Genomic DNA, 26,133 nt, shown 5'->3' with positions numbered 1-26,133 from the left:
CACGTCCCTTCTTATCCAAGTTGTGAACTTACTGCCGCTTCCTGAACCCATTCCCCTTTGATATAAAACGTTGGCGTCTCGGTGATGCGCACCTGTACGAATTGCCCGATAAGCTCCTTCGGCCCTTCGAAATGCACCAGCTTATTCGTTCTGCTCCGCCCCGCGAGCACCTTATCATTGTTCTTGCTCTCGCCCTCAACCAGCACCTCCAGCGTCTGGCCGTGCAGCCGTTCGTTGGCCGCCTTGCTGTATTCGCCCAGCGTGTCGTTCAGCCGGTACAAACGCTGCTTCTTCACCTCGGACGGGATATCGTCCTTCATATCCGCCGCAGGCGTTCCTTCGCGAGGCGAATAGATAAAGGTATATGCGCTGTCATAGCCGACCTCGCGCACGAGCGCCAGCGTCTCCTCGAACTGCTCGTCCGTCTCGCCTGGGAAGCCGACAATAATATCGGTGGTCAGCACGACATCCGGCATGGCGGCCTTAATCTTGCCGACAAGCTCCAGATACAGCTCCCGGGTGTATTTGCGGCTCATGCGCTTCAAAATTTCATTGCTGCCCGACTGCACCGGCAGATGGATATGCTCCATCAGATTTCCCTTCTTCGCCAGCACCTCGATCAGGTGGTCGTCGAAGTCGCGCGGGTGGCTTGTCGTGAACCGCACACGCGGAATATCGATCTTGCTGACATCCTGCATCAGATCGCCGAACCGGTATTCGATGTCCTCGAAGTCTTTGCCGTACGCATTGACATTTTGCCCGAGCAGCATAATTTCTTTGAAGCCCTGCCGCGCCAGCTCGCGAACCTCGGCAATGACGTCCTCAGGCCGGCGGCTGCGTTCTTTGCCACGCGTATACGGAACGATGCAGTAAGTACAGAACTTGTCGCAGCCATACATGATGTTGACCCATGCCTTGATGCCCTCGCGCTTCTTGGGCATGTTCTCGATGATATCGCCTTCCTTGGACCATACCTCGACAACCATCTCCCGGTTGAAGGACACGTCCCTGAGCAGCACCGGCAGCCTGTGAATATTATGCGTGCCGAAGATAAGGTCGACGAACGGATGCTTGGTCATGATCCGGTTCACGACACCTTCCTCCTGCGACATGCATCCGCAGACGCCAAGTATAAGCGACGGCTTCTCCAGCTTCAGATGCTTCAGGTGGCCAAGCTCGCCGAATACCTTGTCCTCGGCATTCTCGCGCACGGCACAGGTATTCAGCAAAATCATATCGGCTTGCTTGCGGTCGTCCGTGGACTGATAGCCCATCTGCTCCAACATGCCCTTGATAGTTTCGGTGTCATGCTCATTCATCTGACAGCCATAAGTGACGATCTGATAAAATTTGCCTTGACCGAACTCCTTCATGTCCTGCGGGATGCCGAAGTCATAATGGACTTCGATCGATTCCTTGCCTCTGCGCTTTCCTTCGGCCAAATCCGGCTGGGAATTGATCTGAATATTTCTTCCCTTAATCCGGTACGTCGTCTTGCCGTCGCCTTCGGATACAACCTTCGCATCGGAGAAATCAAAATACTTGGAGTAGTCCTTCACCTTGTCGGATTTTAAGTCCGATGTATGCTGGCTCTCCTTCTTCATGCTGCTTCACGTCCCCTCTATAATCAAAACCATCCTGCGATAAGCAATCTGATACAACTTAATCCAATACAACATTATAGCATTCCGACTCTATGATATCCATCTCGGGAAAAAGGCAATATTCGTACAAATCCCCACCCGGCCGGATCCGTACATGCAAAAGACCCCAATCCGGGGGGGGGGGACTGAGGTCTTTCGTCTTTATTTGCGCAAGTTATATTGGTCAATCATCTTGTTCTGCTGGTCAACGTACCGGCTTGTAGCCGGCTGATTTTGATGGCCCTCATTCACCTTCTCCTGAGGATCCAGCTCTTCGATAAACGATCTGAGGTTGTTTTTCGGCTGCCCGTTGTCGTCAAACTTGTTTAATGGCTTGTCTGCCTGGTTCTTACCCATACGTCTAGCCACCTCCATAGAATAGGACATGACTATTCTTAACCGCCTGGGCGAAAGGTGAAACAAGCATTCCTCCGTTTTTTGGGGAAGTTATGTAGACAAGATGGTCGCCAGATCGCCTGTCTGGACGCCAGCCGCATTGGCTTCATCCGTATCGATATGCATGTCCAGCGCGTACTGCTCCGATACCCGAGCCACAACCCGCTCGAAAATAACCGAACGCTCGCCCTCCACACGCACCGTCAGCAGCTGCTTGTCCGCAATTCCCCAGTTTGCCGCAACTTCGGTATGAAAATGAATATGCCGCGCCGCTACGATCACGCCCTGCTCCAGCTCGACCTCGCCGGCCGGCCCGATGACCCGAATCCCCGGCGTGCCTTCAATATCGCCGGACTCCCTTACCGGGGGCTTCATGCCAAGGGCAAAAGCATCCGTGCGGGATATTTCCAGCTGCGACTTGGGACGTGCGGGGCCAAGTATCCGTACTTTATCAAAGCGCCCCTTCGGGCCGACGACGGCTACCGTCTCCTCGGCTGCATATTGTCCCGGTTGAGATAAATCCTTCATCGCCTTCAGCTCATAACCTTTGCCGAATAAAGCCTCGATATGCTCGGGAGACAGATGAATATGTCTGGCGGATACGCCGATCGGTACTTGTTTCATATGCGTTCTCTCCTCGCTCTCTCTATCGTTTTGCCTTTGCCCTCCCTCTCATTATACCCTGAACGCAAACAAAAAGCATACGGCCTAAGCCGTATGCCTGCTTGTTAAGCTGCGCTTATTTGAATTCGGACACCAATTTATCAAATTCTGCTTCTGTCAGCTCGAGATTGGCTTTGTTCAGGCCCTCCGGCTTAAAGCCGGCAACCAGATTTTCATAGCTTTTTCTCGTTTTGTCCTGATAGATCAGACCGGTTACGAGGCTGTTTGTTTCCATGATTTTATTCATGGCCATCGCACGGTTGGACGAATCGTAATCCGGCGTTTCTTCCAGATCGACGATATTTTCCTTGAACCACTCGTACGTATTTACTTTGTTGAACGTTACACAAGGGCTGAATACGTTGATGAAGGAGAAGCCTTCATGCTTCATGCCTTCTTCGATCAGTGAGGTCAGCTGCTTCAGGTTGCTCGAGAACGACTGGGCTACGAAAGTTGCGCCTGCCGCAAGAGCTACCTCAAGCGGGGACAAAGCGGATTCGATCGAACCGGATGGCGTTGATTTCGTCTTGAAGCCTTCCGCGGAACGCGGTGAAGTTTGGCCTTTGGTCAAGCCATAGATCTGGTTATCCATGACGATATACGTAATATTGATGTTGCGGCGAATGGCATGCACCGTGTGCCCCATCCCGATAGCGAAACCGTCTCCGTCTCCGCCGGCAGCGATAACTGTCAGCTCGCGGTTAGCCATCTTCAGACCTTGCGCGATCGGCAGCGAACGTCCGTGAATTCCGTGGAAGCCATAGGCGTTGATGTAACCGGAGATCCGGCCCGAGCAGCCGATACCCGATACGACAGCAAGCTGTTCCGGCTCCAGACCTACGCCGGCAGCCGCTCTTTGGATGGCTGCTTGGATGGAGAAATCTCCGCAGCCAGGGCACCAGTTCGGTTTGATGTTGTTACGGAAGTCTTTTAACGTTGCCATACTAGGTTCAGCTCCTGACAGAATGTAGTGATTTCAGCTGGCAAGAATGGGTTGCCATCGTATTTCAGCATGCTTTTGATTTTCTCGGCATAACCTACGTTGAGCTTGATCAGGGAAGCCAGCTGGCCGGTCGCATTGTTCTCTACGATCACGACTTGCTTCGCTTTCTCGAGGTAAGGCTGAATTTCTTCGACCGGGAACGGGTGAAGCAAGCGAACCGTGATGTGGTTCGTGTTGATGCCCTTCTCGGCCAAGCGGCCGCGCGCCTCGTCGATTGTACCGCCTGTGGAGCCCATGCCGATGATCAGCAGGTCCGGCGTTTCGTGAGGAGCATCCACCTTGATCGGGTCCGTCACCTTGATATTTTTCATCTTGCCCAGACGCTTATCCATCATTTTCTTGCGGTTGATCGGGCTTTCGGACGGACGGCCGTCTTCCGCATGCTCAACGCCTGTCACATGGTGAATCCCGTACTTCTGGCCAGGCACGGAACGCTGGGAGATGCCGTCTTCCGTGAACTCATAACGCTTGAACATTTGATTCTCTGCGGTTGGAGGCAGCTCGCCCTGCTGCAGCTTGCCGCGTTTCACTTGGATCCGCTTGTAATCAAGCAGCTCGCTCGTTTGCTTGCCCAGAGACAGCTGCAGATCCGTCAGAAGGATAACCGGCAGCTGATGCTCTTCCGCCAGGTTGAACGCTTCGATCGTATCGTAGAAGCACTCTTCGATCGTGGACGGGGAGAGAACAACCTTCGGAATCTCACCATGCGTACCGTAGATCATAGCCAGCACGTCGGATTGCTCCTGCTTCGTCGGCAGACCCGTGGATGGACCGCCGCGCTGCGTATCCACGATGACGACTGGCGTTTCTGTCATGCCGGCCAAGCCGATCGCTTCCATCATCAGCGACAAGCCCGGGCCTGCGGATGCCGTCAGAGCGCGCACGCCGCCGTAGTTGGCGCCGATGGCCATCGTACAGGCAGCAATCTCGTCCTCGGTTTGAATAACGGTACCGCCGAATTTAGGCAGCGTCTTGATCAGATATTCCATAACCTCGGAAGCAGGCGTGATCGGATATGCGGGCATGAAGCGGCATCCGGCAGCTACGGAGCCAAGGCCGATCGCATCGTTGCCGATGATGAACAGCTTTTGTCTGCCGTCTGCAGGCTCCAGCTGGAACTCGGGAAGAGGACCGCCCGTCAGCTCTAGCACGAATTCAGCCGCTTTGCGGACCGCTTCGATATTTTTCTCAACGACAGCCGGACCTTTGCGTCCGAACTCTTCTTCTACTGCTTTATTAAACACTTCGAGCGGCAAGCCGAGCAATGCCCAGGATGCGCCGGAAGCAGCCATGTTCTTGAATAGGGAAGTGCCCAGCTCCTCAGCGATAGCCGTAATCGGAACTGCAAACAATCTTGCGTTAACCCCTTCTGGCACCGTAGGGTTAACCTTCGCATCGGCGATGATCACGCCGTTATTGCGAAGCTCGTGAGCGTTTACATCGATCGTTTCTTGGTCAAAAGCCACAAGTATGTCCAAATCGTCGGAAATCGCGCGAATCGGTTTCGTACTGATTCTGATCTTGTTATTCGTATGCCCACCTTTAATCCGCGAGGAAAAGTGGCGGTATCCGTACAAATAATACCCCAGTCTGGTCAAAGCTGTGGAAAAAATTTTGTCGGTACTTTCCACGCCCTCCCCCTGTTGACCTCCGACTTTCCAAGATAATTGGCTAATCACCGCTGTCCACTCCTTTTAAATTCGCTGCCCTTGCAGCTGCACCTACTTGATCGTCTGAAAGACGATGGTACAAAGCATCTTTCAGTTGTCACCCAAATTCTATGTCTTCACAAGGTAAATTGCAAGGGTTTTCGACAAAAATCAAACATAGTTATTTTAGATCATATCCATATCGGGTTGAGAATAGTTTAGTCCTCTTGCATCTCCAAAAAAGATGTTAACGTTTTATTAAGCCGGAAGCTGCTCCATCAGGAACGAATGCCAGTTCGCATGCAGGATGCCTTCCACGATATCGTCGGGATACCGTTTGTACAGCTCAAGGGCGAGCCGATCAAACTGTCCGGCATGTTCAAGCTGGGGAATCCAGCGGTCAATCCCGTCAAAGTCAGACCCGAGCGTCAGAGCCCCCGCACCTCCGAGCGACAAAATATGGTCGATATGCTTCAGCAAGCCGGTGATCGAAGCACCTTGAGCGGCAACAAACCATGGGACGAAGGTAAGCCCTATTCGCCCGCCGATCCTTATCAGCTCCCGGATCTGATCGTCGTCCAGATTGCGCGGATGTCCGCAAACAGCCTTGCTATTTGAGTGGGTCGCCACAAACGGCTTGTTCGAGCATTCGGCCAAATCCCAGAAAGCGCGAACGGACAAATGCGAGGCATCCAGCACAATGCCCAATTCATTGCATTGCTTGATGAACGATTTTCCTTGGCGCGTGAACCCGGCTTGTCTCGGCTCCAAAACGCCGTCCGCCGCCCAGTTGGCATAATTCCAGGTTGTCCCGATCAGTCTTACTCCCAGCTGGTACAGCGTCCTGAGGTACAGCGGATTCCCCTGCAAAGCGTCCGCCCCCTCCAAAGTCAGCAGCGCTCCTCGCTCCGGTCCGTTCATCACGGCTTCCAGATCGCGGCGGGTTTTGATCGGCCGGACGCGTCCGCCGGCGGCGATTGTGCGATGGAACAAGTCCGCATATTCCAAGTAATGATCAAACCTCGGGTTCTTTATACGCTCGGACAAATAAATGGCAAAAAATTGCACCTTAATGTTGGATCGGCACATCCGGGGGTACGTCACATCAAGACCGCTGGGGCCGCTGGAGAAAAAGTCGAGGGAAGGGTCTTCGTACATTTTGAGCAGCGCATCGCAATGCCCGTCGATAACAATCATAAGCGATCAGCCTCCCGATCATCGTATGTGATGGCATACAGCTCAAAACACCTGTCTACTGGGTAAACAGGTGTTTCGGGTTTCCACGCTTGACGCTCTATTCAATCTCATAATAGCAGCTCATGCCATTTGGTGAGCGGCTCGTAAGCTCCTGCCGTAGGAACACCCGCACTACCTCGGCTCCACGATCAATTTGATCGCAGTGCGGTCCTCTCCGTCAATGACTATATCGGTGAACGCTGGTATGCAAATCAAATCAACCCCGCTGGGAGCCACAAATCCTCGGGCGATCGCTACGGCTTTAATAGCTTGATTAAGCGCCCCTGCGCCGATGGCTTGGAGCTCGGCTGCCCCACGTTCGCGCAACACACCGGCAAGCGCGCCAGCTACGGAATTTGGGTTGGATTTTGCTGAAACTTTTAATACTTCCATGAAAAGTACCTCCTCGGGAATGATGATAGCTTCCAGTATTCATCATATTCTAGGAATTTGCCGTTAATTCCTTCTACCCGAAGATGGCGTTATCGAAAAACTTAGAATGTTCAGTCAATTATCCGAGGCTATTCAAACAGCAGATCGTCCTCGGTCATTCGCACCAGCTGCAGCTTCTGTCCAAGGCCTGTCTCCGGGTTCACGTCGATGCATACCGCGTGAAAATGCCAGGTTCCTTCATCAACTACAAATCTTGCCGGGAGCGAAGTTTTGAATTTGTACATGACGGCCTCGCGCTCCATCCCAAGTATCCCGTCCCGGGGTCCGACCATACCCACATCCGTTAAATAGGCCGTGCCTTGGGGCAGGATACGCTCATCATGCGTCTGAACATGGGTATGCGTCCCAACCACCGCCGATACTCGGCCGTCCAGATGCCAGCCCATCGCCAGCTTCTCGCTCGTAGCTTCCGCATGAAAGTCCACGAAAATATACGGCGTACGCTTGCGGGCCATGCTCACCAGCTCGTCCGCCTTGGCAAATGGGCAGTCCAGAGGAGGCAGAAACGTGCGCCCTTGCAGATTAATGACCGCCAATTCCTTATCCTTCGATCCGATAAACGTCATCCCCGCTCCGGGCGTTCCGGCAGGAAAGTTTGCCGGACGGACAAGCCGCGGCTCATCATCGATAAATTCGAAGATGTCCTTCTGATCCCATGTATGATTGCCCATCGTGATCCCCTGAACGCCTTGTTCAAAAAATTCACGGGTGATCGCGGCCGTAATGCCGCGGCCTGCAGCCGCATTCTCGCCATTCACCACAATCCAGGTCGGATTGTATTTGGCTCTCAGCTTCGGCAGGCAGGTTTTCAGCGCTTTGCGCCCGACCGAACCGACAATGTCTCCAATAAATAACAGTCTGATGCTCAAAACCTCCTTATAATAGGGCAAAACGCAAAATAACCCCACAAAGTGGGGCTCAAGGCTCCGGGTGCACATTCAGGTACTTTGCGGGAACCCCGAATTTTAAGAAAAGCTCAGAAAAAGAAGTGGCTTGAGTGCCACTTCTCTTCGTAAGTGAAGCTGTTATTTGGCGTATTCGACCGCGCGGGTTTCCCGGATGACCGTAACCTTAATATGTCCCGGATAGTCCAGCTCATTCTCGATTTTCTTCGTAATGTCACGCGCCAATCGGAATGCTTCGGTATCGTCGACCTTCTCCGGCTGCACCATGACGCGAACTTCTCGTCCGGCCTGGATAGCGAATGATTTCTCAACGCCTTCGAACGACTCGGAAATTTCCTCAAGCTTCTCCAGACGCTTGATGTAAGTTTCCAAAGTTTCTCTGCGCGCTCCCGGTCTTGCTGCGGACAACGCATCGGCTGCGCCGACGAGCATTGCAATGACCGAGGTTGCTTCCGTATCGCCGTGATGCGATGCGATACTGTTGATAACGACCGGATGCTCCTTATACTTCTTGGCGATCTCCACACCGATCTCCACATGCGAGCCTTCCACTTCGTGGTCGAGCGCTTTGCCGATGTCGTGAAGAAGCCCGGCACGCTTCGCCAATGTCACGTCTTCTCCGAGTTCTCCCGCCATTAGACCGGCCAGATAAGCGACCTCCATGGAATGCTTCAGGACATTCTGTCCATAGCTTGTACGGAATTTCAAGCGGCCCAGGATCTTGATAAGATCGGGATGAAGACCGTGAACGCCGGTTTCGAACGTAGCTTGCTCGCCATGCTCGCGAATCCGCTCGTCCACTTCCTTGCGGGATTTCTCCACCATCTCTTCGATTCGGGCCGGATGTATCCGTCCGTCAGCCACCAGCTTCTCCAGCGACGTACGGGCGATCTCACGGCGAATCGGGTCAAATCCGGACAAAATGACCGCTTCAGGGGTGTCATCGATGATCAGGTCAATCCCCGTCAATGTTTCCAGGGCGCGGATGTTGCGTCCTTCCCGGCCGATGATGCGTCCCTTCATCTCTTCGTTAGGCAAGGAAACAACGGATACGGTCGTTTCTGCAACATGATCCGCCGCGCAGCGCTGAATAGCGAGCGTGATGATGTCTCTTGCTTTCTTGTCTCCTTCTTCCTTGGCCTGCTGCTCGATCTCCTTAATGAGCTGCGCGGTTTCATGGCGAACTTCCTGCTCTACGTTGCTCAAGATGATTTGTTTGGCATCATCCATCGTTAACGCGGAGATTCGCTCCAATTCGGAAACCTGATCGCGGTAGATCTGATCAATCTGCGATTGGGTCTCTTCGATTCGTTTCTCTTTGTTGGCGACCTGCTCTTCTTTGCGTTCCAGGGATTCTAATTTCTTATCCAGCGATTCCTCTTTTTGCAACAATCGTCTTTCTTGTCGTTGAGTTTCATTCCGACGGTCACGAATGTCTTTTTCAGCTTCGGTTCTCAGCTTATGAATTTCGTCTTTGGCTTCGAGAACCGTTTCCTTTTTCAGTGCTTCCGCTTCTTTACGTGCATTTTCCACGATTTGCAGAGCGGCCTGTTCAGCACTGGAAATTTTCGCTTCTGCAAGGGACTTGCGGATAAAATAACCGATCCCAAAGCAAATTGCACCAACAACGAGAACGATCAGGATCCAGATGACTAGGTCTTGTGTAGGCATCAGTTCACCTCCCTCGTTGTTTCTCCAAGGGGTAAGCTTGGGATATTCAGGTTTTTAATCCAATCAGCTTGCTGTAGTAAAGTAAAAATTGGCGATTTTACTTTGCGAATCGTTGCTTTGGGCTGGCAAAGCACGACTCCGTGTATCAGGAATGTACAACAACATTTTATAGGTTGTGAAGAAAGCTTGTCAAGCCGTTAACGCCGGACCTTTATAATATGCACGCAATTAGGGGACAGAACCGGCATTTATTCGTCAAAATCGCTTTGTTCCGGAAACTCATGCCAATCCTCGTCGCCTGATGCAGCCGGCATTTTTGCCATGACCTTGCTGACAACATTGCCCGAGTAGCCGCGACGCTGCAGAAAGCCGGCGATTTTCCGGCGTGCCTTCAGCCGATCTTCCTCCCAGTCCTTGCGGTAACGCTTGCTCGCCAGTTGGTAAGCCGCCTCCACTTCAACCGCCTCATCCACCTGCTCAAGCGCATTCGTTATATGCTCCTTTGGAATGCCTTTCTGCTGAAGCTCCTGCTTGATCCAATGGCGCCCCTTCTTATGGGACTCCGATCTTTGCTTGGTCAGCATCTCGGCGAACATCTCATCGTTCAAATAACCTTCGTTTTTCAGCCGCGCCGCCACATGATCGATAACTTCCGCTTCAAATTCCTTCCGCTTAAGACGCTCTCTTATTTCATATTCGGACCGAAGCCGGCTTGACAGCAGCCTGAGGGCACTGGAGTAACCCCTGTGGCGCTCCTCCTCGATCAATATATGCTCGTATTCCCCCGGCTCTATGGAAGCGCCCTTGAGCAAGCGAAACTTCACCATCAGATCCTCATGCACGGAAAACGCGAATAAGCCGTCCAGAAACACATTATACCGCTGCTTGGACCGCGCTTGCCGCTCGATCTTCGTAATAACGCCTCCTACCGGCGCCTGCTCCTGCTGTTCCTGTTCTTCCGTCACCCTGTAACCCCTCCCGTCTTAATGACAAAAGAGCACCTTCTCCAGAAGAAAAGGTGCTCCCTGCCTACTATTCCAATACTGCCAATTCTTCTTCGTCTTCCATCTCATCGTCCGTATTGGGACCTGTCACGGCAATCAAATTGCTGTTCTCGCGAATTTTCTTCTCGATCAGGTCAGCCACATGAACATTTTCCTTGAGGAACTGCTTCGCATTCTCCCGGCCTTGACCCAACCGGTCATTGTTGTACGAATACCAGGCTCCGCTCTTCTGGATGATGTCCATCTCCGTCGCAATATCGACGAGGCTGCCTTCACGGGAGATGCCTTCACCGTACATGATATCAATCTCGGCCTGCTTGAACGGAGGAGCTACCTTATTCTTCACAACCTTGATCCGCGTCCGGTTGCCGACCATATCATTGCCCTGCTTAATCGTCTCAATTCTTCTGACGTCCAGACGCACGGAGGAGTAGAACTTCAGAGCTCGTCCACCCGGAGTCGTCTCGGGATTCCCGAACATAACGCCGACCTTCTCGCGAAGCTGGTTGATGAAGATGGCGATCGTCTTCGATTTGTTGATGGCCCCCGACAGCTTACGCAAAGCTTGCGACATCAGACGGGCTTGCAGACCGACGTGAGAGTCGCCCATCTCGCCTTCGATCTCAGCCTTCGGCACAAGAGCCGCTACGGAGTCGACAACGATGATATCCACCGCGCCGCTGCGTACGAGTGCTTCGGCAATCTCAAGCGCCTGTTCGCCCGTATCCGGCTGCGAAAGCAGCAGCTCGTCGATATTGATGCCCAGCTTGCTGGCATACAGCGGATCGAGCGCATGCTCGGCATCGATAAAGGCAGCCGTTCCTCCCGCCTTCTGCACCTCGGCGATCGCATGCAAAGCGACCGTCGTCTTACCGGATGATTCCGGGCCGTACACCTCAATGATTCTTCCGCGCGGAAAACCGCCGATGCCCAGTGCGATATCCAGCGCCAGAGAGCCGCTAGGGATCGTTTCTACTTGCATATGGGTGGATTCACCCAACTTCATAATCGAACCTTTGCCAAACTGCTTCTCAATTTGACGAAGAGCATTTTCCAAAGCTGCTTTACGATCCGTCAAGAGACTCACTTCCTCTTCTTATAATTTCTATGATAGTACCATCATAACGGTTTTTGAAAGGTTTGCCAAGCTATTTTTCGAACATACATTCGCATCGGAATCCAAATAAAAACCGTAACAAGGGTTGAAGTTGTTACGGTGCTTCCGCATAACTCTATTATACTTTATTTTCTAGCCGCCAGCAACTATGTTTTGCAAATATCCGGACGAAGCCGGTCAGCAAAAAACGCCTCGCGCCTGAGGCCTTCTTCTAGAAGTCCGGAGAACAAAAGCGGCCGGCGGCCGATAGGGGTTCCCCTTGCGGTTTCAACCCCCTACCGGCTCTCCGGCATCTTATTCACCAGCTTTTAGCCCTTCATACGCCGCCACAGCTGATAGAGCGCGCTTTTGGCCGCCCTCAGCTTGATCGTAGGCCGGTTGCCCGCAAGCTTCAGCTCTACGGCGTCCGGCGCTTCTCCGCGCGCCGCTATGCCGACGTATACGAGCCCTACCGGCTTGCCTTCCGTTCCGTCAGGACCCGCTACGCCCGTCACCGACAGGCCGTAATCGGTGCCGCACAGCTCCATGACCCGCTGCGCCATCGCTTTGGCCGTCTCGGGGCTCACCGCGCCGGGAGCTCCTTCGCCCTCCAGCAGCTCGGCCGGCACCCCCAGCACATCGCGCTTGATTTCATTCGTATAGGTAATGACCCCGCCCGCGAAAGCGCCCAGTCCGCCCGGAACCGCCGTCAGCAGATCGCTGAGCTGGCCGCCCGTGCAGCTCTCCGCCACAGCGAGCGTAAGCTTCTGATCGCTCAGCTTGCGGACGATAAACTCCTCTAGCGACATGTCCTCGGACGCATAGATGAACTCACCCAGACGGCTGCGGATCTCCGACTCCAGCGGCTGCAGCCTGGAGGCGGCCTCCTCGGCCGTTGCAGCGCGCGTCGTCAGCCGGATCGCCACCTCGCCCTCTTTGGCGTATGGGGCAATCGTCGGATCCGTCTGAGCGTCAATCAGGTCGATCAGACGATGTTCGAGCAGCGACTCGCCGATGCCGGCGAACTTCAGAATGACGGAATGCAGCGGCTGCAATCCCTCGAAGCGCGTTTGCAGCCAAAGCTTGACGCCGTGATCGAACATCGGCTTCATCTCTCTCGGCGGTCCCGGCAGCACGATATAGTGAATGCCATCATGCGTAAGCGCGTTGCCGACGGCCAGCCCCGTCTCGTTGGCGAGCGGGTCGCTGCCCTCCAGCATCAGCGCCTGGCGGGCGTTGCTCTCCACCATAGGCATGCCGCGGCTTGCGAACAGATCCGTTATTTTATCCATGGAAGGCTGGTGAATGAGCAGACGCCGTCCCAGCGCTTCGGCAAGCACGTCCTTCGTCAGGTCGTCCTGTGTCGGTCCAAGCCCGCCCGTGCAGATGATCAGATCGGCGCGGCTCGCCGCAATGGCCAGCGCATCCTTGATCCGGCCGGCATTGTCGCCTACGACCGTGTGGAAATAGACGCCCACCCCGATCTCGGCCAATCCCCGGGATAAATACTGAGCGTTTGTATTCGCAATCTGTCCCATCAGCAGCTCGGTACCGACGGCTATAATCTCAGCTTTCATCCCGATCCCCTTCCGATTTATGTATGTCCGGGCCGAGGCAAGCGGCGTGCAGACCGTTCTGCTTGCCCTTCCTCGCAGCCCGCTACTCTCTGAAGTTCAGCACATGCTTATTTTTGATAAAGTAATCAAAACCCGAATAGAGCGTAATGATGGCGGCGACCCAGCTTGCGATCAGATCGAAGCGGAAGTCGATGAACGCAAACGGGAAATTGTTGACCAGCAACGCGATGATAGCGGTAATCTGCACGCCCGTTTTCCATTTGCCCCATTTGCTGGCCGCCATGACGATGCCTTCGAGCAGCGCAATCTGACGCAGCCCCGTTACGGCAAATTCGCGGCTGATGATCACGATGGCGATCCATGCATCCAGCTTGCCCATCTCCACCAGGGAGATGAGCACAGCGGATACGAGCAGCTTGTCTGCCAGCGGGTCAAGCAGCTTGCCGAGATTGGTGACCAGCTTATGCTTGCGAGCGATATAACCGTCCAGACTGTCCGTGCTGGCCGCGATGATAAAAATGAGCGCCGCGATAATCTGATTGTAGGTGATCGTGAATTGCTCGATGCGAACATGCGGAAACTTCACGTTGACGAGCAGGAAAAACATGATGATGGGAACCAGGAAAATTCTCGCCACCGTAATCCGGTTGGCTAGATTCATGCCACGACCTCCCCGGACAAATCAAACTCGAATGAGTGGGTGACCCGTACTTTGGCGATGGACCCGATCTGCAGATCTGTCCCTCTGGCAAATACCTCGCCGTCGATCTCCGGAGCGTCGAATTGCGAACGTCCGACATATACATCGTTGCGTCCGTCATATTTCTCGATCAAGACGTCGATGACCTGTCCGATCTTGCTGCTGTTGCGCTCATTGGAAATTTCCCGTTGAATTTCCATCAGCACGTTGGCGCGGTAATCCTTCACGCTTTCCTTAATCTGATCCGGAAGCCGCGCGGCCGGCGTATCCTCTTCCTTGGAGTACGTAAACACGCCCAAGCGGTCGAATTGTACCTCGCGGACGAAAGCCTTGAGGTTCTCGAAGTCTTCCTCCGTCTCGCCCGGAAACCCGACGATTAGCGAAGTGCGCAAGGATACGCCCGGGATGCGTTCGCGAATTTTGCGGACCAACTCGCGCGTATCGCGCTGGCGGCCCGGCCGGCGCATCCGTTTGAGGATGCTGTCCTCGCTGTGCTGCAGCGGCATGTCGATGTACTTGCAGATCTTAGGGTTGGACGCGATAGTCTCGATCAATTCATCCGTGAAGAAGCCGGGATACGCATAGTGAAGACGCACCCACTCGACTCCTTCCACCTCGCTGACGCGGTTCATCAGCGTCGGCAGCATGAAGGAATCGTAGATATCCGTTCCATAATTCGTGGAATCTTGGGCAATCAGGCTGATCTCCTTCACGCCTTGGGCCGCCAGTTGGGCAACCTCATCCAGAATGGATTCGATGCTCCGGCTGCGGAATTTCCCCCGCATAATCGGAATGCTGCAGAACGTACAGGCGTTATCGCAGCCCTCGGCAATTTTGACATAAGCCGTATAGCGAGGAGTGGATACGCGGCGCGGCAGCTTCTTATCATAGTTAAATACCGGGTTGCCGATGAGAATAGGCCTTTTGCCTGCAAGCGCGTCATCGATGATATCGTTAATCTTATCAAAATCGCCCGTACCGACAATGCCGTCGATCTCGGGCATCTCGTTCATCAATTCCTTCTTATAGCGCTGCGTCAGGCAGCCCGATACGATCAGCGCCTTCAGGCTCGCCGTTTCCTTCAGCTCCGCCATATCCAGAATGGTGTTGACGGACTCTTCCTTGGCCGCATCGATAAAGCCGCAGGTATTGACGATAATGATGGTCGCCTCTTCCTTGTCGGTTACAAGCTGGTACCCGCGTTCGTGAACAAGGCCGGACATAATCTCCGAGTCGACGAGATTTTTCTCGCAGCCGAGTGTTACAACTTTCACTTTCTCTGTCATGAACTTTCCTCCAGAACGGCTTCATGCCTTTTACTTCTAAACGTTTGTACCAAGTATAATATAACCCCGCGAAGAGTGTCAAAATTACGAAAAACCCTGCAGCGGCTCACCGCAAGGTAGTTCGCCGGGTTTGCGGACTGCCGGCCCGGACTAGCGGAAATTGATAAACTGCAGCTCCAGCGGCAAATCGGCCTTGCGAAGCAATTGGATGATCTGCTGAAGATCGTCTTTATTTTTGCCGGTCACGCGGATTTGATCTCCTTGAATTTGGCTTTTAACTTTCAGCTTGGAGTCGCGAATCAAAATATTGATCTTCTTGGCGTTATCCTGATCGACTCCCTGCTTCAGCTTGATGCGTTGACGCACCGTGCTGCCCGCGGCGGCCTCTACCTTCCCGTATTCCAGGTTTTTGAGCGAAATGCCGCGCTTGGCCATCTTCGACTGGAGAATATCCAGCACGTTCTGTAGCTTGAAATCATCGTCGGAGATCACGACCAGCTCTTCCTTCTCCAGCGTTATGCTGCTTTTGCTGTTCTTGAAATCGAATCGCGTGGCGATCTCCTTCTCCGCCTGGCTGATCGCATTGTTCATCTCCTGCATGTCCAGCTTCGATACGATATCAAACGAACTTTCACTACTCATGTTCCCCTGCACCCTTCCATGTTCAGTTTTACCCTTTCAACTTGCATCCGCTCCTATTTTAACAAAAAAGACACCCGATGCACAAAGGCATCGCATGTCTGTTCCCGTTTCTCTCGTTATGCCGCAGGCTTCTGCCAATCCACCTGCACATTTTTTACGTTCGCCTGATCGCCCACAGGGAAGGTTTGGCCGTTAATCGTGATTTCAATCGCGCTGGCCTTGCCGAAGCGCAGAGCGGCTGCGCTCGTAAGCTCCCAGCTTTTGCTGTCGCCGTTCTTCAGCGTCCCTTCAAACAGCTGCTGTCTCGGATCGGTCAATGCGTCGATCTTCAACCAGCACTGATCGCCCGTCACCTTCACCTCGATCTTCAAGCTGCCCGTTCCGGTGACGGTGTAATAATCCGTGCCCCGCTCGCTTTTGGCCAGCTTGACATCGTTCTCGGGCTGTGCCGGAGGGGGCTGCACGACAGGCGGAGTCACAGCCGCTCCTCCGGGAGGAGCGTTCTGATACGTCGCTCCGGATGCGGTAAGCTGTCCGGGCGACTCCGCTTTGTCCGTGATCTTCTTGGGCAGATCCTCGCTGGCATCGCTGGTTCCTTTATAGTTGATGCTCATAAAGTAGTAGATGATGCCCAGAATCAGCACCACAAACGAAATCACCATAATGTTCGACGCCCACTTGCCGATTCTCTCCGTATTGCGCAGCGCTCCCGTTCGCTTGGTGCGGACGGTCGTTTCCGGCTGCTCGGTCTCCGGCGGAGGAAGGACGTTCTGATACATATTTAGAACTTCATTCGGATCCAGCTCCACGGCCTCGGCATAACTTTTGATAAAAGCCCGCACATAAAAGTTGCCGGGAAGCACCTTATAATTGCCTTCTTCGATCGCTTCCAGATAGCGTTTGCGGATTTTGGTCACTTCCTGGAGATCGTCGAGCGATATTTTCTTTTCCATTCTCGCTTTTCTCAATAGCAGACCAAGATCTGTCACGCCCATCATCCTTCCAAGTATGTGTCATCAGGCTTTTACTACCGAAGCCGGTCCGCTGCTAATAGCTGTCGAAGCCTCCGGTGAACGATTCATAGCTAATTTCTTCCTCAGGGGTTGTGCGAAGCTCGACGATGCAGTCGAAGTGTTCATACGTATATTCCGATTCGCGGATAAAAATATCCGGATGCTCAATCACTTTGGTAGACGGCATAGCCATAATATCCTGCAGCAAAGTATGATGCTTTTCATTGGAGCGCAGCGTGGACACAATGCCGTCGATGATAAACACATTGTTCGGATTCATCTCGTCCTCTGAAAGCTGGCTGCGGACCGTTTGGCGCAGCAGCGTCGAGGATACGAACGTCCATCGCTTGTTGGCGCATACGCTGCCGGCGATGATGGACTCCGTCTTTCCTACCCGCGGCATACCGCGCAGACCGACAACATGATTGCCTTCCCGCTTGAATACCTCGCCCAGGAAATCGACCAGCAGCCCCAGCTCATCGCGGGTAAACCGGAATGTTTTCTTATCATCCGAATCGCGCTCGATGTACCGGCCGTGGCGAACAGCCAAAATATCGACCAGCTTGGGCGTGCGAAGCGCCGTTATCGTTATATTATCCACTTTCTTTAACATTTTACCCATAAGTTCCACTTTTTCTTCATCCCGGGTTTGCAGCAGCATGCCGCGCGTGCGGTCTTCCACCCCGTTGATCGTCACAATATTGATATCGAGCATCCCCATCAGGGAAGCGATATCGCCGAGCAGGCCGGGGCGGTTTTTATGTATACGGTACTCCATATACCATTGCTTCATTTCATTCGATTCTGTTCCAATTATCATAGCGCGAGCTCCGATCGGTTTGAATTTGGGGCTAGACAATTATTCTACAATTTTCGATAAAATCCTCCCGGTTCAGGGGGGAATTTATAAATTCTTCTGAATCCGAATTTCCCTTTCCTCATACGGCCGAGGTCCGGATGTCCAGGTTCCCGAATTCATCATCGCCTGCATCGACAGCAGCAGCTCGTTCCACTGAAGCTCCAACGTCGTTTTGTTGATGTCCACGACAGGAACCTGCACGGCACGAAGCCGCTGCAGCTGGGCTGCGTCAAGCGGGGCGAACGCCACTACCCATGAGGGCCTGTGCGCTTTGACCGCGAATTGAAACTGGCTTGCCCATCCCTCCGCATCCGCCAGATGAACCGTATCCGCTTCCTCCGCGGGCGCCCAATCGGAAGGAACGGGATAAGCGGAGATCGTCACCCATTCAATTGGCCGTTCCGATACAATTTGCTGACGGACCCACTCGTCCCATTCTTGGCGGAGCCTGTCCTCCTGCACCGCTTTGAGACTGATATGAGAACCTTTCACAGTCAAGGACTGGCGTAAAATCCGGTCATCGAGCAGCAGCCATTTGGGGCCTTGGACAGTCTCGGCTTGGGGGAGCGTCGCGTGAACCAGCTCATGCCCCGCTACGACGATATAATCAAATGAGCCTGTCCGGATATGTTCCAACTGTTCTTCCGACAAGATCTTTACATCCGGCAGCCACTCAAAAGCAAGCTGCTTCGTTATCCTCCACTCCGTCAACGCATTATTCAGTCTTTCTCTGGCGTCCGCAGATAAAGATGGCTCTGTTACGACGAGCAAGGAAGCTTTGCGCTGCAGAAGCGCCGGATCAATGTCCGGGATTTGCTTGCCGCAAGCCGTTCCCAGTATAAGCAGCATGCCGAGCAAGGGGAGCATAATAAAAGTCCGCCATAAAGCCTTCATACGAATCGTTAACCCTCATTTCCTGAACATTCATTACTAGTATAAACGTTTGCCCGCGCCAATCCAAGCGATTGTCCCGAGCGCATGAAAAGCCTCCCTGCAAGAGGAGGCCGTTAAAATGACGTATGATTAGTTATTTACCTTGGCCAGCTTCACCATGGTCGACGCAAGCGCCCTGCGCTCCTGCTCGTCGGCGACGTCCCACAGCTCTTTCAGCACACGCTCTTCCTTGTTCTCGGGATCGACCTTGTCGGCAAGAAACTCACCGATCTGTACAGCCAGCTTGGTGATCGTTTCCTCGCTCATCCCCGCTTTTTCGGCTTGCTCTACGCGCTCCCCCAGAAACTCCTTCCAGCGGTCGAAAATTTTCAATACCGTTGCCATGTTGAATTCCTCCCTCAAAGGTAATGGACGTTACATGGGATAGAATTCGCAATATGATGGGGTCTTATACAAGCCTAAGTAAGCCAGCCGCCGTTAGGGCTAATAATTTGACCGGTAATATAACCAGATTCGGGCAGCGCCAGAAAATAAACAAGCGATGCAATCTCATCGGGCTGGCCGAACCGGCCTGCGGGAATGTCATTCTCAAGCGCAGCCTTTTCCTCGGGGTTGAATCCCGCCATCATCATGGTGTCTACCACGCCTGGCGCGACCGCATTGACCGTAACGCCGGACGGCGCGAGCTCCTTGGCCAGCGCCTTGGTGAAGGCGTTCATCCCGCCCTTGGCCGTCGAATAAGCGACCTCGCACGAAGCGCCCGACATGCCCCAGATGGAGGATACATTAATGATGCGGCCGAACTTCTGCGCAACCATCTCCGGCATAAACTGTCGGGTCATCAGAAACATGCCCTTCAGATTGACGTTCATGACCTGATCCCACTCTTCCTCCGTGATGTCAGCCAGCATCCCGTAATGCGAGATGCCGGCATTGTTCACCAGAATATCGGGGACAAGCCCGTGCTGCTGCAGCTTTTCTTTCATCCGGGCGATCTGCTCCTGGGAGCGCAGGTCGGCCGTCACGGTCAGTACGCGCGCACCATGATGCATGCATTGCCTGGCCGTTTCATTGGCCGCTTCATGCGAATGCAGATAATGAATGATCACGTTCATGCGGGCTGACGCGAAGCGGCGGGCGATCGCAGCGCCGATGCCGCGGCTCGCCCCCGTAACAAGCACCGTTTGCTCGGTGAAGGATTTGGTGTCCGGCAGCGAGGTCATTGGTCCTCACTTCGGACGATGGAAGCGGCCAGCTGGCTCCAGTCGAAATGCGCGCGCAGCAAACTGTTCACTTCCTCCAGCGTTAGCTCCTCATACACGGGAAGCACGTCGAACAGGTCTGCATCCTTGAACCGGTATTTGGTAAATTCGTTGGCGATCGCTTCCGGCGAATTCAGCTGACGCAAAAATCCGCCGATTTTCTTCTTCCTGCTGCGTTCGAAATCGGTCTGGCTTACGCCCGTTTGCTTCACGCGGTCGATTTCTTCCTGCACGCGGGAGATCAGCAGTTCAGGGTCCTTCGTATCTCCGCCCAGCACCGAGAACGCGTACTGCTCCGCAATATTGTACTCGGAGCCGAAGTTATCGGAGATCAGCTGCTCGTCGTACAGCTTCTGATAAATAGCCGAGCTGGAGCTTAGCAGCGCATCCAGCAGCACCTTCATCGTCAGCTCCCGCTTCAGCATATCGCGGCCGCGAAGCGGCTGCTCGGGCTCCTTGCAGCCAAACAAGCATTTGGGCACCGAGACAGGCAGCTTTGTCGTTTTGCGCGCCTGCTTGACGGTGCCGGGCTCCTGGTCGAACAGGCGCAGAATTTCACCTTGCGGCTTGAAGGTTTTAGCCGCCTGATTGCTGCGGATCAGCTCCATAATTTCCTCGGGATCTACGCCCCCGACTACGAACAGACTCATATTGGTCGGATGGTAGAAGGTATGGTAGCACTCGTACAGCATTTCCTTGCTGATCTGGGCGATCGACGCTACCGTGCCCGCTATATCGATATGTACCGGGTGCACGTGATACATCGTTTCGATCAATCCAAAGTAAGAGCGCCAGTCCGGATTGTCCGCGTACATATTGATTTCCTGACCGATAATTCCTTTTTCCTTCTCCACATTCTCATCGGTAAAATAAGGATTTTGCACAAAATTGATCAGCGTCGTCAAGTTCTCCCGGATCTGTCCGGTCGCGGAGAACAGGTACGCCGTCCGATCGAAGCTTGTGAAGGCGTTGGCGGATGCCCCTTGGGCCGCGAATACCGAGAAAATATCGCCTGTCGGCTCCTCGAACATTTTATGCTCCAGAAAATGGGCGATGCCGTCCGGCACTTTCTGCTCCGGCTGTCCTTCGACCCGGAAATGATTGTCGATGGAGCCGTATTTGGTCGAGAAAGTGGCGTACGTTTTTTGAAAACCCGGCTTCGGTAAAATAAACACGCTCAAGCCGTTGGGCAGCGTCTCCGTATACAGCGTTTCTTTGACTTGCGGATAAGGGATGGTTTGCATTTATTGTCCCCCTTTGCTATCGGTCAGGAAATAGATCGTGTCCAGCTCCACGCTCCGGGCCATCGTTTGGATATGAGCAGGGGTAATAGCCTCCACCGCCTCGATCAGCTTCGGCACGGTTCGCTCGGCGCCGGACAGCCGGTTATTGAAGTCGAAGGAAATCAGCTCGAATGCGGAATCCTGGAGTTCCCGCAGATGGCCGGTTATCATCGCTTTCGTTTGTTGCAGCTCGGTTTCGCTGATCTGTCCCTGTTCCATCGCCTGCAGCTGTTCCTTGATGATCGCGACGGCTTTCGCAAAGTTGGCAATCTCGATGCCTGACTGGATGGTCAGTATGCCCTTGTGACCGTCAAGGCGCGAGGACGCGTAATAAGCCAGGCTCGCTTTCTCGCGTACGTTGGTGAACAGCTTGGCATGGGGGTATCCTCCGAGAATACCGTTGTACATCAATGCGGCCGGATAGGAATCATCGCCATACGATGTGGGGATACGCAAGCCCATATTCAGCTTGCCTTGATTCACATCCAGCCGCTCGATAACTTCCTTGACTTCACCGACGCGGCGATGCTGCGGCTTCCGTTCATAGCCTGCCTCCGCTTCCCGGTCAACGACAAAGTATTGCGACACCAGCGGCAGCACGTCCTCCAGCTTCGTGTCGCCTACGACGTAGATATCGATCGGGGCCCGCTTCAGCCAGCTCTCATAAGCGGAACTCAAGGAAGCTGCGTCTATATCGGCGAGCGCCGAGATTTTGCCGAGCGGATGCAGCCGATACGGCTCTTCGCTGCACATCTCTTCGATACAGCGCTCGGCCGCATAACGAATTTTATCATTTACGATGGCTTCCAGCTTCTTCCGGACAGTCTCCTTCTCGGTATCGATATATTTACGGAGGAGATGACCGTTTTCCCGCGCCGGCTGAGTGACCGCTTCGCCCAAAAACTGCAGCGCTTGCCCAAGCAGCGACTCGGAGCTTGCCACAAAATCGTCTTGGATGACATCCATCTTGAACTGAACCATCTGATAATCGCCGCGCTTGTAGACGTCGAAGCCAAAGCCCGCACCGTACAAGTCATCCAGCCTCTCTCTGAACTGCTTGGTCTCGGGGTAAGACTGGCTCCCGCGGCGCAGCACGAATGGAATCAGCGCTGTTGGCGTAACCGTATCTTCCTCCAAGGGGCGTCCTACGTAAATCGAAATCGCATAAGTCTTGAACTGATCGGTGGGCAGCACGTGGACGCGTATGCCGCGCACAGTTCCACGCTCGAATTGAATCTGCTTCATAACCGCAACAACTCCTCTCGACAAAAGCATAACCGCAGCCTCCGGTCGTATTCCATTATATTCCTCTCTAAGCAGAAGAAGCAACCGCATGAACGGTTACTTCTTCGCCCTGCTATTTGCAGAAAATATGTTTGCCGATTGTTTTCACCTGAGGCCGGGTCCAGATCCATTTGGAAGTCGCCGTAACCGGGTTGAAATAATACAAGCAGCCGCCTGTCGGGTCCGAGCCGTTCACCGCATCCTGCACCGCTTTGAACGAGGTCTCGTTCGGCTCCAGCCAGATCTGGCCGTCCGCTACGGCTGTAAACGCCCCAGGCTGGAAGATGACCCCGGACACCGTATTCGGGAAGCTTGACGACTTCACGCGATTCAGTATGACCGCCGCCACAGCGACCTGCCCGATGTAAGGCTCGCCTCTGGCCTCGCCGTGGACGGCATTGGCCATCAGCTTTAGATCCTGCTGGGAAAAGCCTAGCCGGGTCGCCTGCGTCATCCCTGCGGGAGGGGAGGCTGCTGCGCCTCCACCGCCGGCGGCGTTTCCAGCGCTGCCGGACGAGCTGCCTGTTACCCATGGCGGCAACTCCTCGGCCTTCGCCTTCCAGTTTTTCGTCGCTTCCCACAGCTTCAGCTTCGTTTTGTCTCCGGCGACTCCATCGGCCTTCAAGCCGAACTCGGACTGAAACCACTTGAGTGCCTTCAAGGTCTGGTACCCGAAATCTCCGTCCACATCGCCTTTGTAAAAGCCCAGAAATTTCAAGCGGCCCTGAAGCTCGTAAGTATCGGCCGTACCGGATGCGCCGTATCGAATCTCATTTTTACTGAAGGTCTGCTCCGTAACGAGACGATGCTTCAGCTCCAATCCGGCAAACAAAACCGCGACCAAGGTAACCGTAATGACAATCAATCGTTTGTTCATGAACGGCAACTCACCTTTCTCGCCAACTTATTGGCAACCTAATATAAGGTTATTATGAGAAAGGGAACCCGCGATTATTCAGCCTTGGCGGCTCATCCGAGATTTGTCAGGAGCTCATCCGGTTGTTTGTCTGATACTGCTCCAGCGAGACCAGCACCTCACGCGGCTTGCTGCCCTCGTAAGGGCCTACGACTCCCTTGGCTTCCATCGTATCGATCAGCCTGGCCGCCCGCGTATAGCCGATCCTCATGCGCCGCTGAAGCAGCGATACGGAAGCCTGCTTGGCTTCCAGGATGATCTGCACCGCCTGATCATACAGCTCATCCTCGAACAGATCCTGGTCGTCCGACTTGTCGTCCACCTGAGGCACCATATCCTCGACGTATTCGACTTGACGCTGAGTGCGGACAAAGTTGCACACGGTCTCCACCTCCTGATCGGAGAGGAAAGCCCCCTGCACGCGAACCGGCTTGGATGCGCCCATCGGCAGGTACAGCATATCGCCGCGGCCCAGCAGCTTCTCCGCACCCGCCGAATCCAGAATCGTGCGCGAGTCCACCTGCGACGACACGCCGAAAGCGATCCGGGACGGAATATTGGCCTTGATGACTCCCGTAATGACGTCGACAGAAGGCCGCTGCGTCGCGATCAGCAGATGAATGCCCGCCGCCCGCGCCATTTGCGCCAGCCGGCAGATCGCATCCTCCACATCGTTCGCCGCCACCATCATCAAGTCGGCAAGCTCATCGACGATGACGACGATATAGGGCAGAGGAGCGCCGGTCTGCGTTTCAATCAGCATATTGTTATAGCCTTCGATATTCCGCGTGCCGCTTTTGGAGAAGAGCTCGTACCGCTTCTCCATCTCCACGACCACTTTCTTGAGCGCCAGCGAAGCGCGCTTCGGATCGGTGACGACCGGAGCGAGCAGATGCGGGATTCCGTTGTATACGTTGAGCTCGACCATCTTGGGGTCGATCATCAGGAATTTAACCTCATCCGGCTTCGCTTTGAACAGGATGCTGGTAATAATCCCGTTGACGCATACCGACTTGCCCGATCCCGTAGCCCCCGCGACAAGCATATGGGGCATCTTCGACAGGTTGCCGACGATAGGCTGGCCCGAAATATCCCGCCCGAGCGTAATCGACAGCTTGGACGCAGCATCCTGAAAGGTTGCCGTCTCCATCACCTCGCGCATCGTGACGATCGATACCTCTGTATTCGGCACCTCGATGCCGATAGCCGACTTGCCCGGAATCGGCGCTTCCATCCGGATATCCTTAGCCGCCAGCGCAAGCGCGATGTCATCCGTCAGACTTACGATCCGGCTGACCTTCACGCCTACGTCGGGCTGAATCTCGTACCGGGTCACCGCTGGCCCGCGCACGACCTCCAGCACCTTCGCCCGTACGCCGAAGCTTTCCAGAGTGGCTTCCAGCTTGCGGGCTACCGCTTTATAATCAAGCGACTCGCCGCCCTTGCCTGATGCCGGCTTGGACAGCAGCGCAAGCGACGGCAGCTCGTAAGGAAGCGTCAGCGGCTTGACTTTGATATCGAAGTCCTCGCCTTGGCCCTCCCCGTCCTCGGCAGAACCGTCCCCCGCAGGCGTTTTCTTGGCAGCCGCGGCAGTCAAGCCGGCCCCTCCGGCCGCCTGGTTCCGGTCGGGCACCTTGCTGTAGGTCTCTTCCTGCCGGACCTGCTCCTGGAAGTCGCGAATGACCGGGATCGGCGACTCCGACTCCGCTTCCTCCTGCTGCCAGGAAGCGCCACCGGCACTGTCCTGATCCGCCGCGTAGACGGTGACCTCCTCCTCGTCAGCTTCCGGCTCCTCCGCCTTCTTGCGCGCCGCCTTCGGCTTGGCCTCGCTCTCGCCGCCCGTCGGCTTCAGCAGCTCGAAAAACAGCGACCGCTTCTTGCCGTCCGTTTTGCGCCCCTTGGGCGCCGGCTTGTACGATTCTTCGTTGAACTCGTCGTCTTGAACGCCCGCATAGGCTGCCGCCGGGGCGGTCGGCTTCTTCTTCTTCGCCGCTGCGGCTTCTGCCGTCCTGGCCTGCCTGCGTTCCAGCGCCTTGCTGCGGATATATTGGCCGAGCAGCGTGTCCTTGAACGGTTTACGCGCCCGCAGCTTCTCCGCGATGTCGCCGATGGACCAGCCGGTCACCAGAATGACGCCGGCAACGATCAATGTAATCTGAATCAGTCTGGCTCCCAGATTCCCGAACATGAAGAAAAAAGCGGCGTACAGCACGGCGCCGACCATGCCTCCGCCTACGCTGTCGGTCAAAATATTTTGTCCCTGCTCCGTCCCTTCGAGACCGTCCACAAGACTTGCCCATGTCTGGGACAAGATTTGCCCGGCTTCAAACCCCGCTTTGGGGAAAAGCATGGCGAACAGGCTGATGTGACTCATCAGCAGCAGAGAGAGCAGGATAAGCAGCAGCCCCGCCTTGCGGGTTGTCCGCCATATCGGCCATCTTCGCTTCATCATCGCATAAAGCGCAGCGTAGATGCATACGAGCGGAATGATAAAATCCCATGTTCCGATGACGAACCGGAACAGATAGGTCAGCGAACGGGCCACCGAGCCTTCACGGGACAATGCGATGACGGATAATGTGAGAATAACGATTCCGTAGAGCTCGAATTTTAAATTCGCTTTAATCCCTTTGCCTTTTTTCTTCCTTTTGGCCAACGCCGTTCACCCCCGTCAGCCCATTATACCATAAACTGGGGA

Annotated in this window: 24 protein-coding genes; all 24 read right to left on the bottom strand. The window is 54.4% G+C overall.

The window, feature by feature from the left end; all coding sequences use genetic code 11:
* Window positions 1–11 precede the first annotated feature (11 nt).
* The 24 genes from miaB to BLR08_RS09560 all read right to left on the bottom strand — a co-directional run bounded on the left by miaB (window position 12) and on the right by BLR08_RS09560 (window position 26,091).
* Complete coding sequence (gene miaB, locus BLR08_RS09675) at window positions 12–1,604, bottom strand: tRNA (N6-isopentenyl adenosine(37)-C2)-methylthiotransferase MiaB (RefSeq protein ID WP_072329005.1); 1,593 nt, start codon at window positions 1,602–1,604, stop codon at window positions 12–14.
* A gap of 201 nt (window positions 1,605–1,805) precedes the next feature.
* Window positions 1,806–2,000 (bottom strand): hypothetical protein, encoded by a 195-nt coding sequence (locus BLR08_RS09670; RefSeq protein WP_072329004.1) that lies wholly within the window; start codon window positions 1,998–2,000, stop codon window positions 1,806–1,808.
* A gap of 90 nt (window positions 2,001–2,090) precedes the next feature.
* Entirely contained in the window at window positions 2,091–2,663 is a 573-nt protein-coding gene (gene pduL / locus BLR08_RS09665; protein WP_072329003.1) for a phosphate propanoyltransferase, read from the bottom strand.
* Between the two features lie 115 nt (window positions 2,664–2,778).
* Window positions 2,779–3,645 (bottom strand): 2-oxoacid:ferredoxin oxidoreductase subunit beta, encoded by an 867-nt coding sequence (locus BLR08_RS09660; RefSeq protein ID WP_072329002.1) that lies wholly within the window; start codon window positions 3,643–3,645, stop codon window positions 2,779–2,781.
* On the bottom strand, window positions 3,633–5,384 hold the full coding sequence (locus BLR08_RS09655) for a 2-oxoacid:acceptor oxidoreductase subunit alpha (RefSeq protein WP_072329001.1): 1,752 nt from the start codon (window positions 5,382–5,384) through the stop codon (window positions 3,633–3,635). Before BLR08_RS09655 ends, BLR08_RS09660 begins: the two co-directional genes overlap by 13 nt.
* Before the next feature lie 228 nt (window positions 5,385–5,612).
* Window positions 5,613–6,551 (bottom strand): dipeptidase, encoded by a 939-nt coding sequence (locus tag BLR08_RS09650; RefSeq protein WP_072329000.1) that lies wholly within the window; start codon window positions 6,549–6,551, stop codon window positions 5,613–5,615.
* Window positions 6,552–6,722: 171 nt separating this feature from the next.
* Window positions 6,723–6,983: a stage V sporulation protein S gene (locus tag BLR08_RS09645; protein ID WP_006286829.1), complete on the bottom strand. Its 261-nt coding sequence runs from the start codon at window positions 6,981–6,983 to the stop codon at window positions 6,723–6,725.
* Between the two features lie 128 nt (window positions 6,984–7,111).
* Entirely contained in the window at window positions 7,112–7,906 is a 795-nt protein-coding gene (locus tag BLR08_RS09640) for a TIGR00282 family metallophosphoesterase (RefSeq protein WP_072329217.1), read from the bottom strand.
* Between the two features lie 162 nt (window positions 7,907–8,068).
* The gene (rny, locus tag BLR08_RS09635; RefSeq protein WP_072328999.1) at window positions 8,069–9,619 is read right to left on the bottom strand and encodes a ribonuclease Y; all 1,551 of its coding nucleotides are present in this window, start codon (window positions 9,617–9,619) and stop codon (window positions 8,069–8,071) included.
* A gap of 248 nt (window positions 9,620–9,867) precedes the next feature.
* On the bottom strand, window positions 9,868–10,584 hold the full coding sequence (locus tag BLR08_RS09630; protein ID WP_072328998.1) for a RecX family transcriptional regulator: 717 nt from the start codon (window positions 10,582–10,584) through the stop codon (window positions 9,868–9,870).
* 67 nt (window positions 10,585–10,651) lie between these two features.
* Window positions 10,652–11,701, bottom strand: a complete 1,050-nt coding sequence (recA, locus tag BLR08_RS09625) for a recombinase RecA (protein WP_072328997.1) — start codon at window positions 11,699–11,701, stop codon at window positions 10,652–10,654.
* Between the two features lie 347 nt (window positions 11,702–12,048).
* Window positions 12,049–13,296 carry a competence/damage-inducible protein A gene (locus BLR08_RS09620; RefSeq protein WP_072328996.1) on the bottom strand — a complete coding sequence of 416 codons (1,248 nt, stop codon included), beginning with the start codon at window positions 13,294–13,296 and terminating at the stop codon, window positions 12,049–12,051.
* Window positions 13,297–13,378: 82 nt separating this feature from the next.
* Window positions 13,379–13,957, bottom strand: a complete 579-nt coding sequence (gene pgsA / locus BLR08_RS09615) for a CDP-diacylglycerol--glycerol-3-phosphate 3-phosphatidyltransferase (protein ID WP_072328995.1) — start codon at window positions 13,955–13,957, stop codon at window positions 13,379–13,381.
* Complete coding sequence (rimO, locus tag BLR08_RS09610; protein ID WP_072328994.1) at window positions 13,954–15,282, bottom strand: 30S ribosomal protein S12 methylthiotransferase RimO; 1,329 nt, start codon at window positions 15,280–15,282, stop codon at window positions 13,954–13,956. Before rimO ends, pgsA begins: the two co-directional genes overlap by 4 nt.
* A 150-nt stretch (window positions 15,283–15,432) precedes the next feature.
* Window positions 15,433–15,924, bottom strand: a complete 492-nt coding sequence (locus tag BLR08_RS09605; protein ID WP_072328993.1) for a YajQ family cyclic di-GMP-binding protein — start codon at window positions 15,922–15,924, stop codon at window positions 15,433–15,435.
* A 116-nt stretch (window positions 15,925–16,040) separates the two neighbouring features.
* On the bottom strand, window positions 16,041–16,913 hold the full coding sequence (locus BLR08_RS09600; RefSeq protein ID WP_072329216.1) for a helix-turn-helix domain-containing protein: 873 nt from the start codon (window positions 16,911–16,913) through the stop codon (window positions 16,041–16,043).
* Between the two features lie 58 nt (window positions 16,914–16,971).
* Window positions 16,972–17,757 (bottom strand): DUF3388 domain-containing protein, encoded by a 786-nt coding sequence (locus BLR08_RS09595; RefSeq protein ID WP_072328992.1) that lies wholly within the window; start codon window positions 17,755–17,757, stop codon window positions 16,972–16,974.
* A gap of 84 nt (window positions 17,758–17,841) precedes the next feature.
* A complete protein-coding gene (locus tag BLR08_RS09590) occupies window positions 17,842–18,690 on the bottom strand; it encodes a hypothetical protein (protein ID WP_072328991.1) in 849 nt (282 codons plus the stop codon).
* A gap of 129 nt (window positions 18,691–18,819) precedes the next feature.
* Entirely contained in the window at window positions 18,820–19,074 is a 255-nt protein-coding gene (locus tag BLR08_RS09585; protein WP_072328990.1) for a DUF3243 domain-containing protein, read from the bottom strand.
* 74 nt (window positions 19,075–19,148) lie between these two features.
* On the bottom strand, window positions 19,149–19,913 hold the full coding sequence (ymfI, locus tag BLR08_RS09580; protein WP_072328989.1) for an elongation factor P 5-aminopentanone reductase: 765 nt from the start codon (window positions 19,911–19,913) through the stop codon (window positions 19,149–19,151).
* The gene (gene yfmH, locus BLR08_RS09575) at window positions 19,910–21,196 is read right to left on the bottom strand and encodes an EF-P 5-aminopentanol modification-associated protein YfmH (RefSeq protein WP_072328988.1); all 1,287 of its coding nucleotides are present in this window, start codon (window positions 21,194–21,196) and stop codon (window positions 19,910–19,912) included. The genes ymfI and yfmH overlap by 4 nt, the downstream gene beginning before the upstream one ends.
* A complete protein-coding gene (yfmF, locus tag BLR08_RS09570; RefSeq protein ID WP_072328987.1) occupies window positions 21,197–22,480 on the bottom strand; it encodes an EF-P 5-aminopentanol modification-associated protein YfmF in 1,284 nt (427 codons plus the stop codon).
* Between the two features lie 112 nt (window positions 22,481–22,592).
* Window positions 22,593–23,396, bottom strand: a complete 804-nt coding sequence (sleB, locus tag BLR08_RS09565; RefSeq protein WP_072328986.1) for a spore cortex-lytic enzyme — start codon at window positions 23,394–23,396, stop codon at window positions 22,593–22,595.
* Between the two features lie 106 nt (window positions 23,397–23,502).
* The gene (locus BLR08_RS09560) at window positions 23,503–26,091 is read right to left on the bottom strand and encodes an FtsK/SpoIIIE family DNA translocase (protein WP_072328985.1); all 2,589 of its coding nucleotides are present in this window, start codon (window positions 26,089–26,091) and stop codon (window positions 23,503–23,505) included.
* Window positions 26,092–26,133: the final 42 nt, after the last annotated feature.

This window comes from Paenibacillus sp. cl123, from assembly GCF_900101595.1.
Classification (GTDB): Bacteria; Bacillota; Bacilli; order Paenibacillales; family NBRC-103111; genus Paenibacillus_G.
This window is presented reverse-complemented; position numbering and strand designations above follow the sequence as displayed.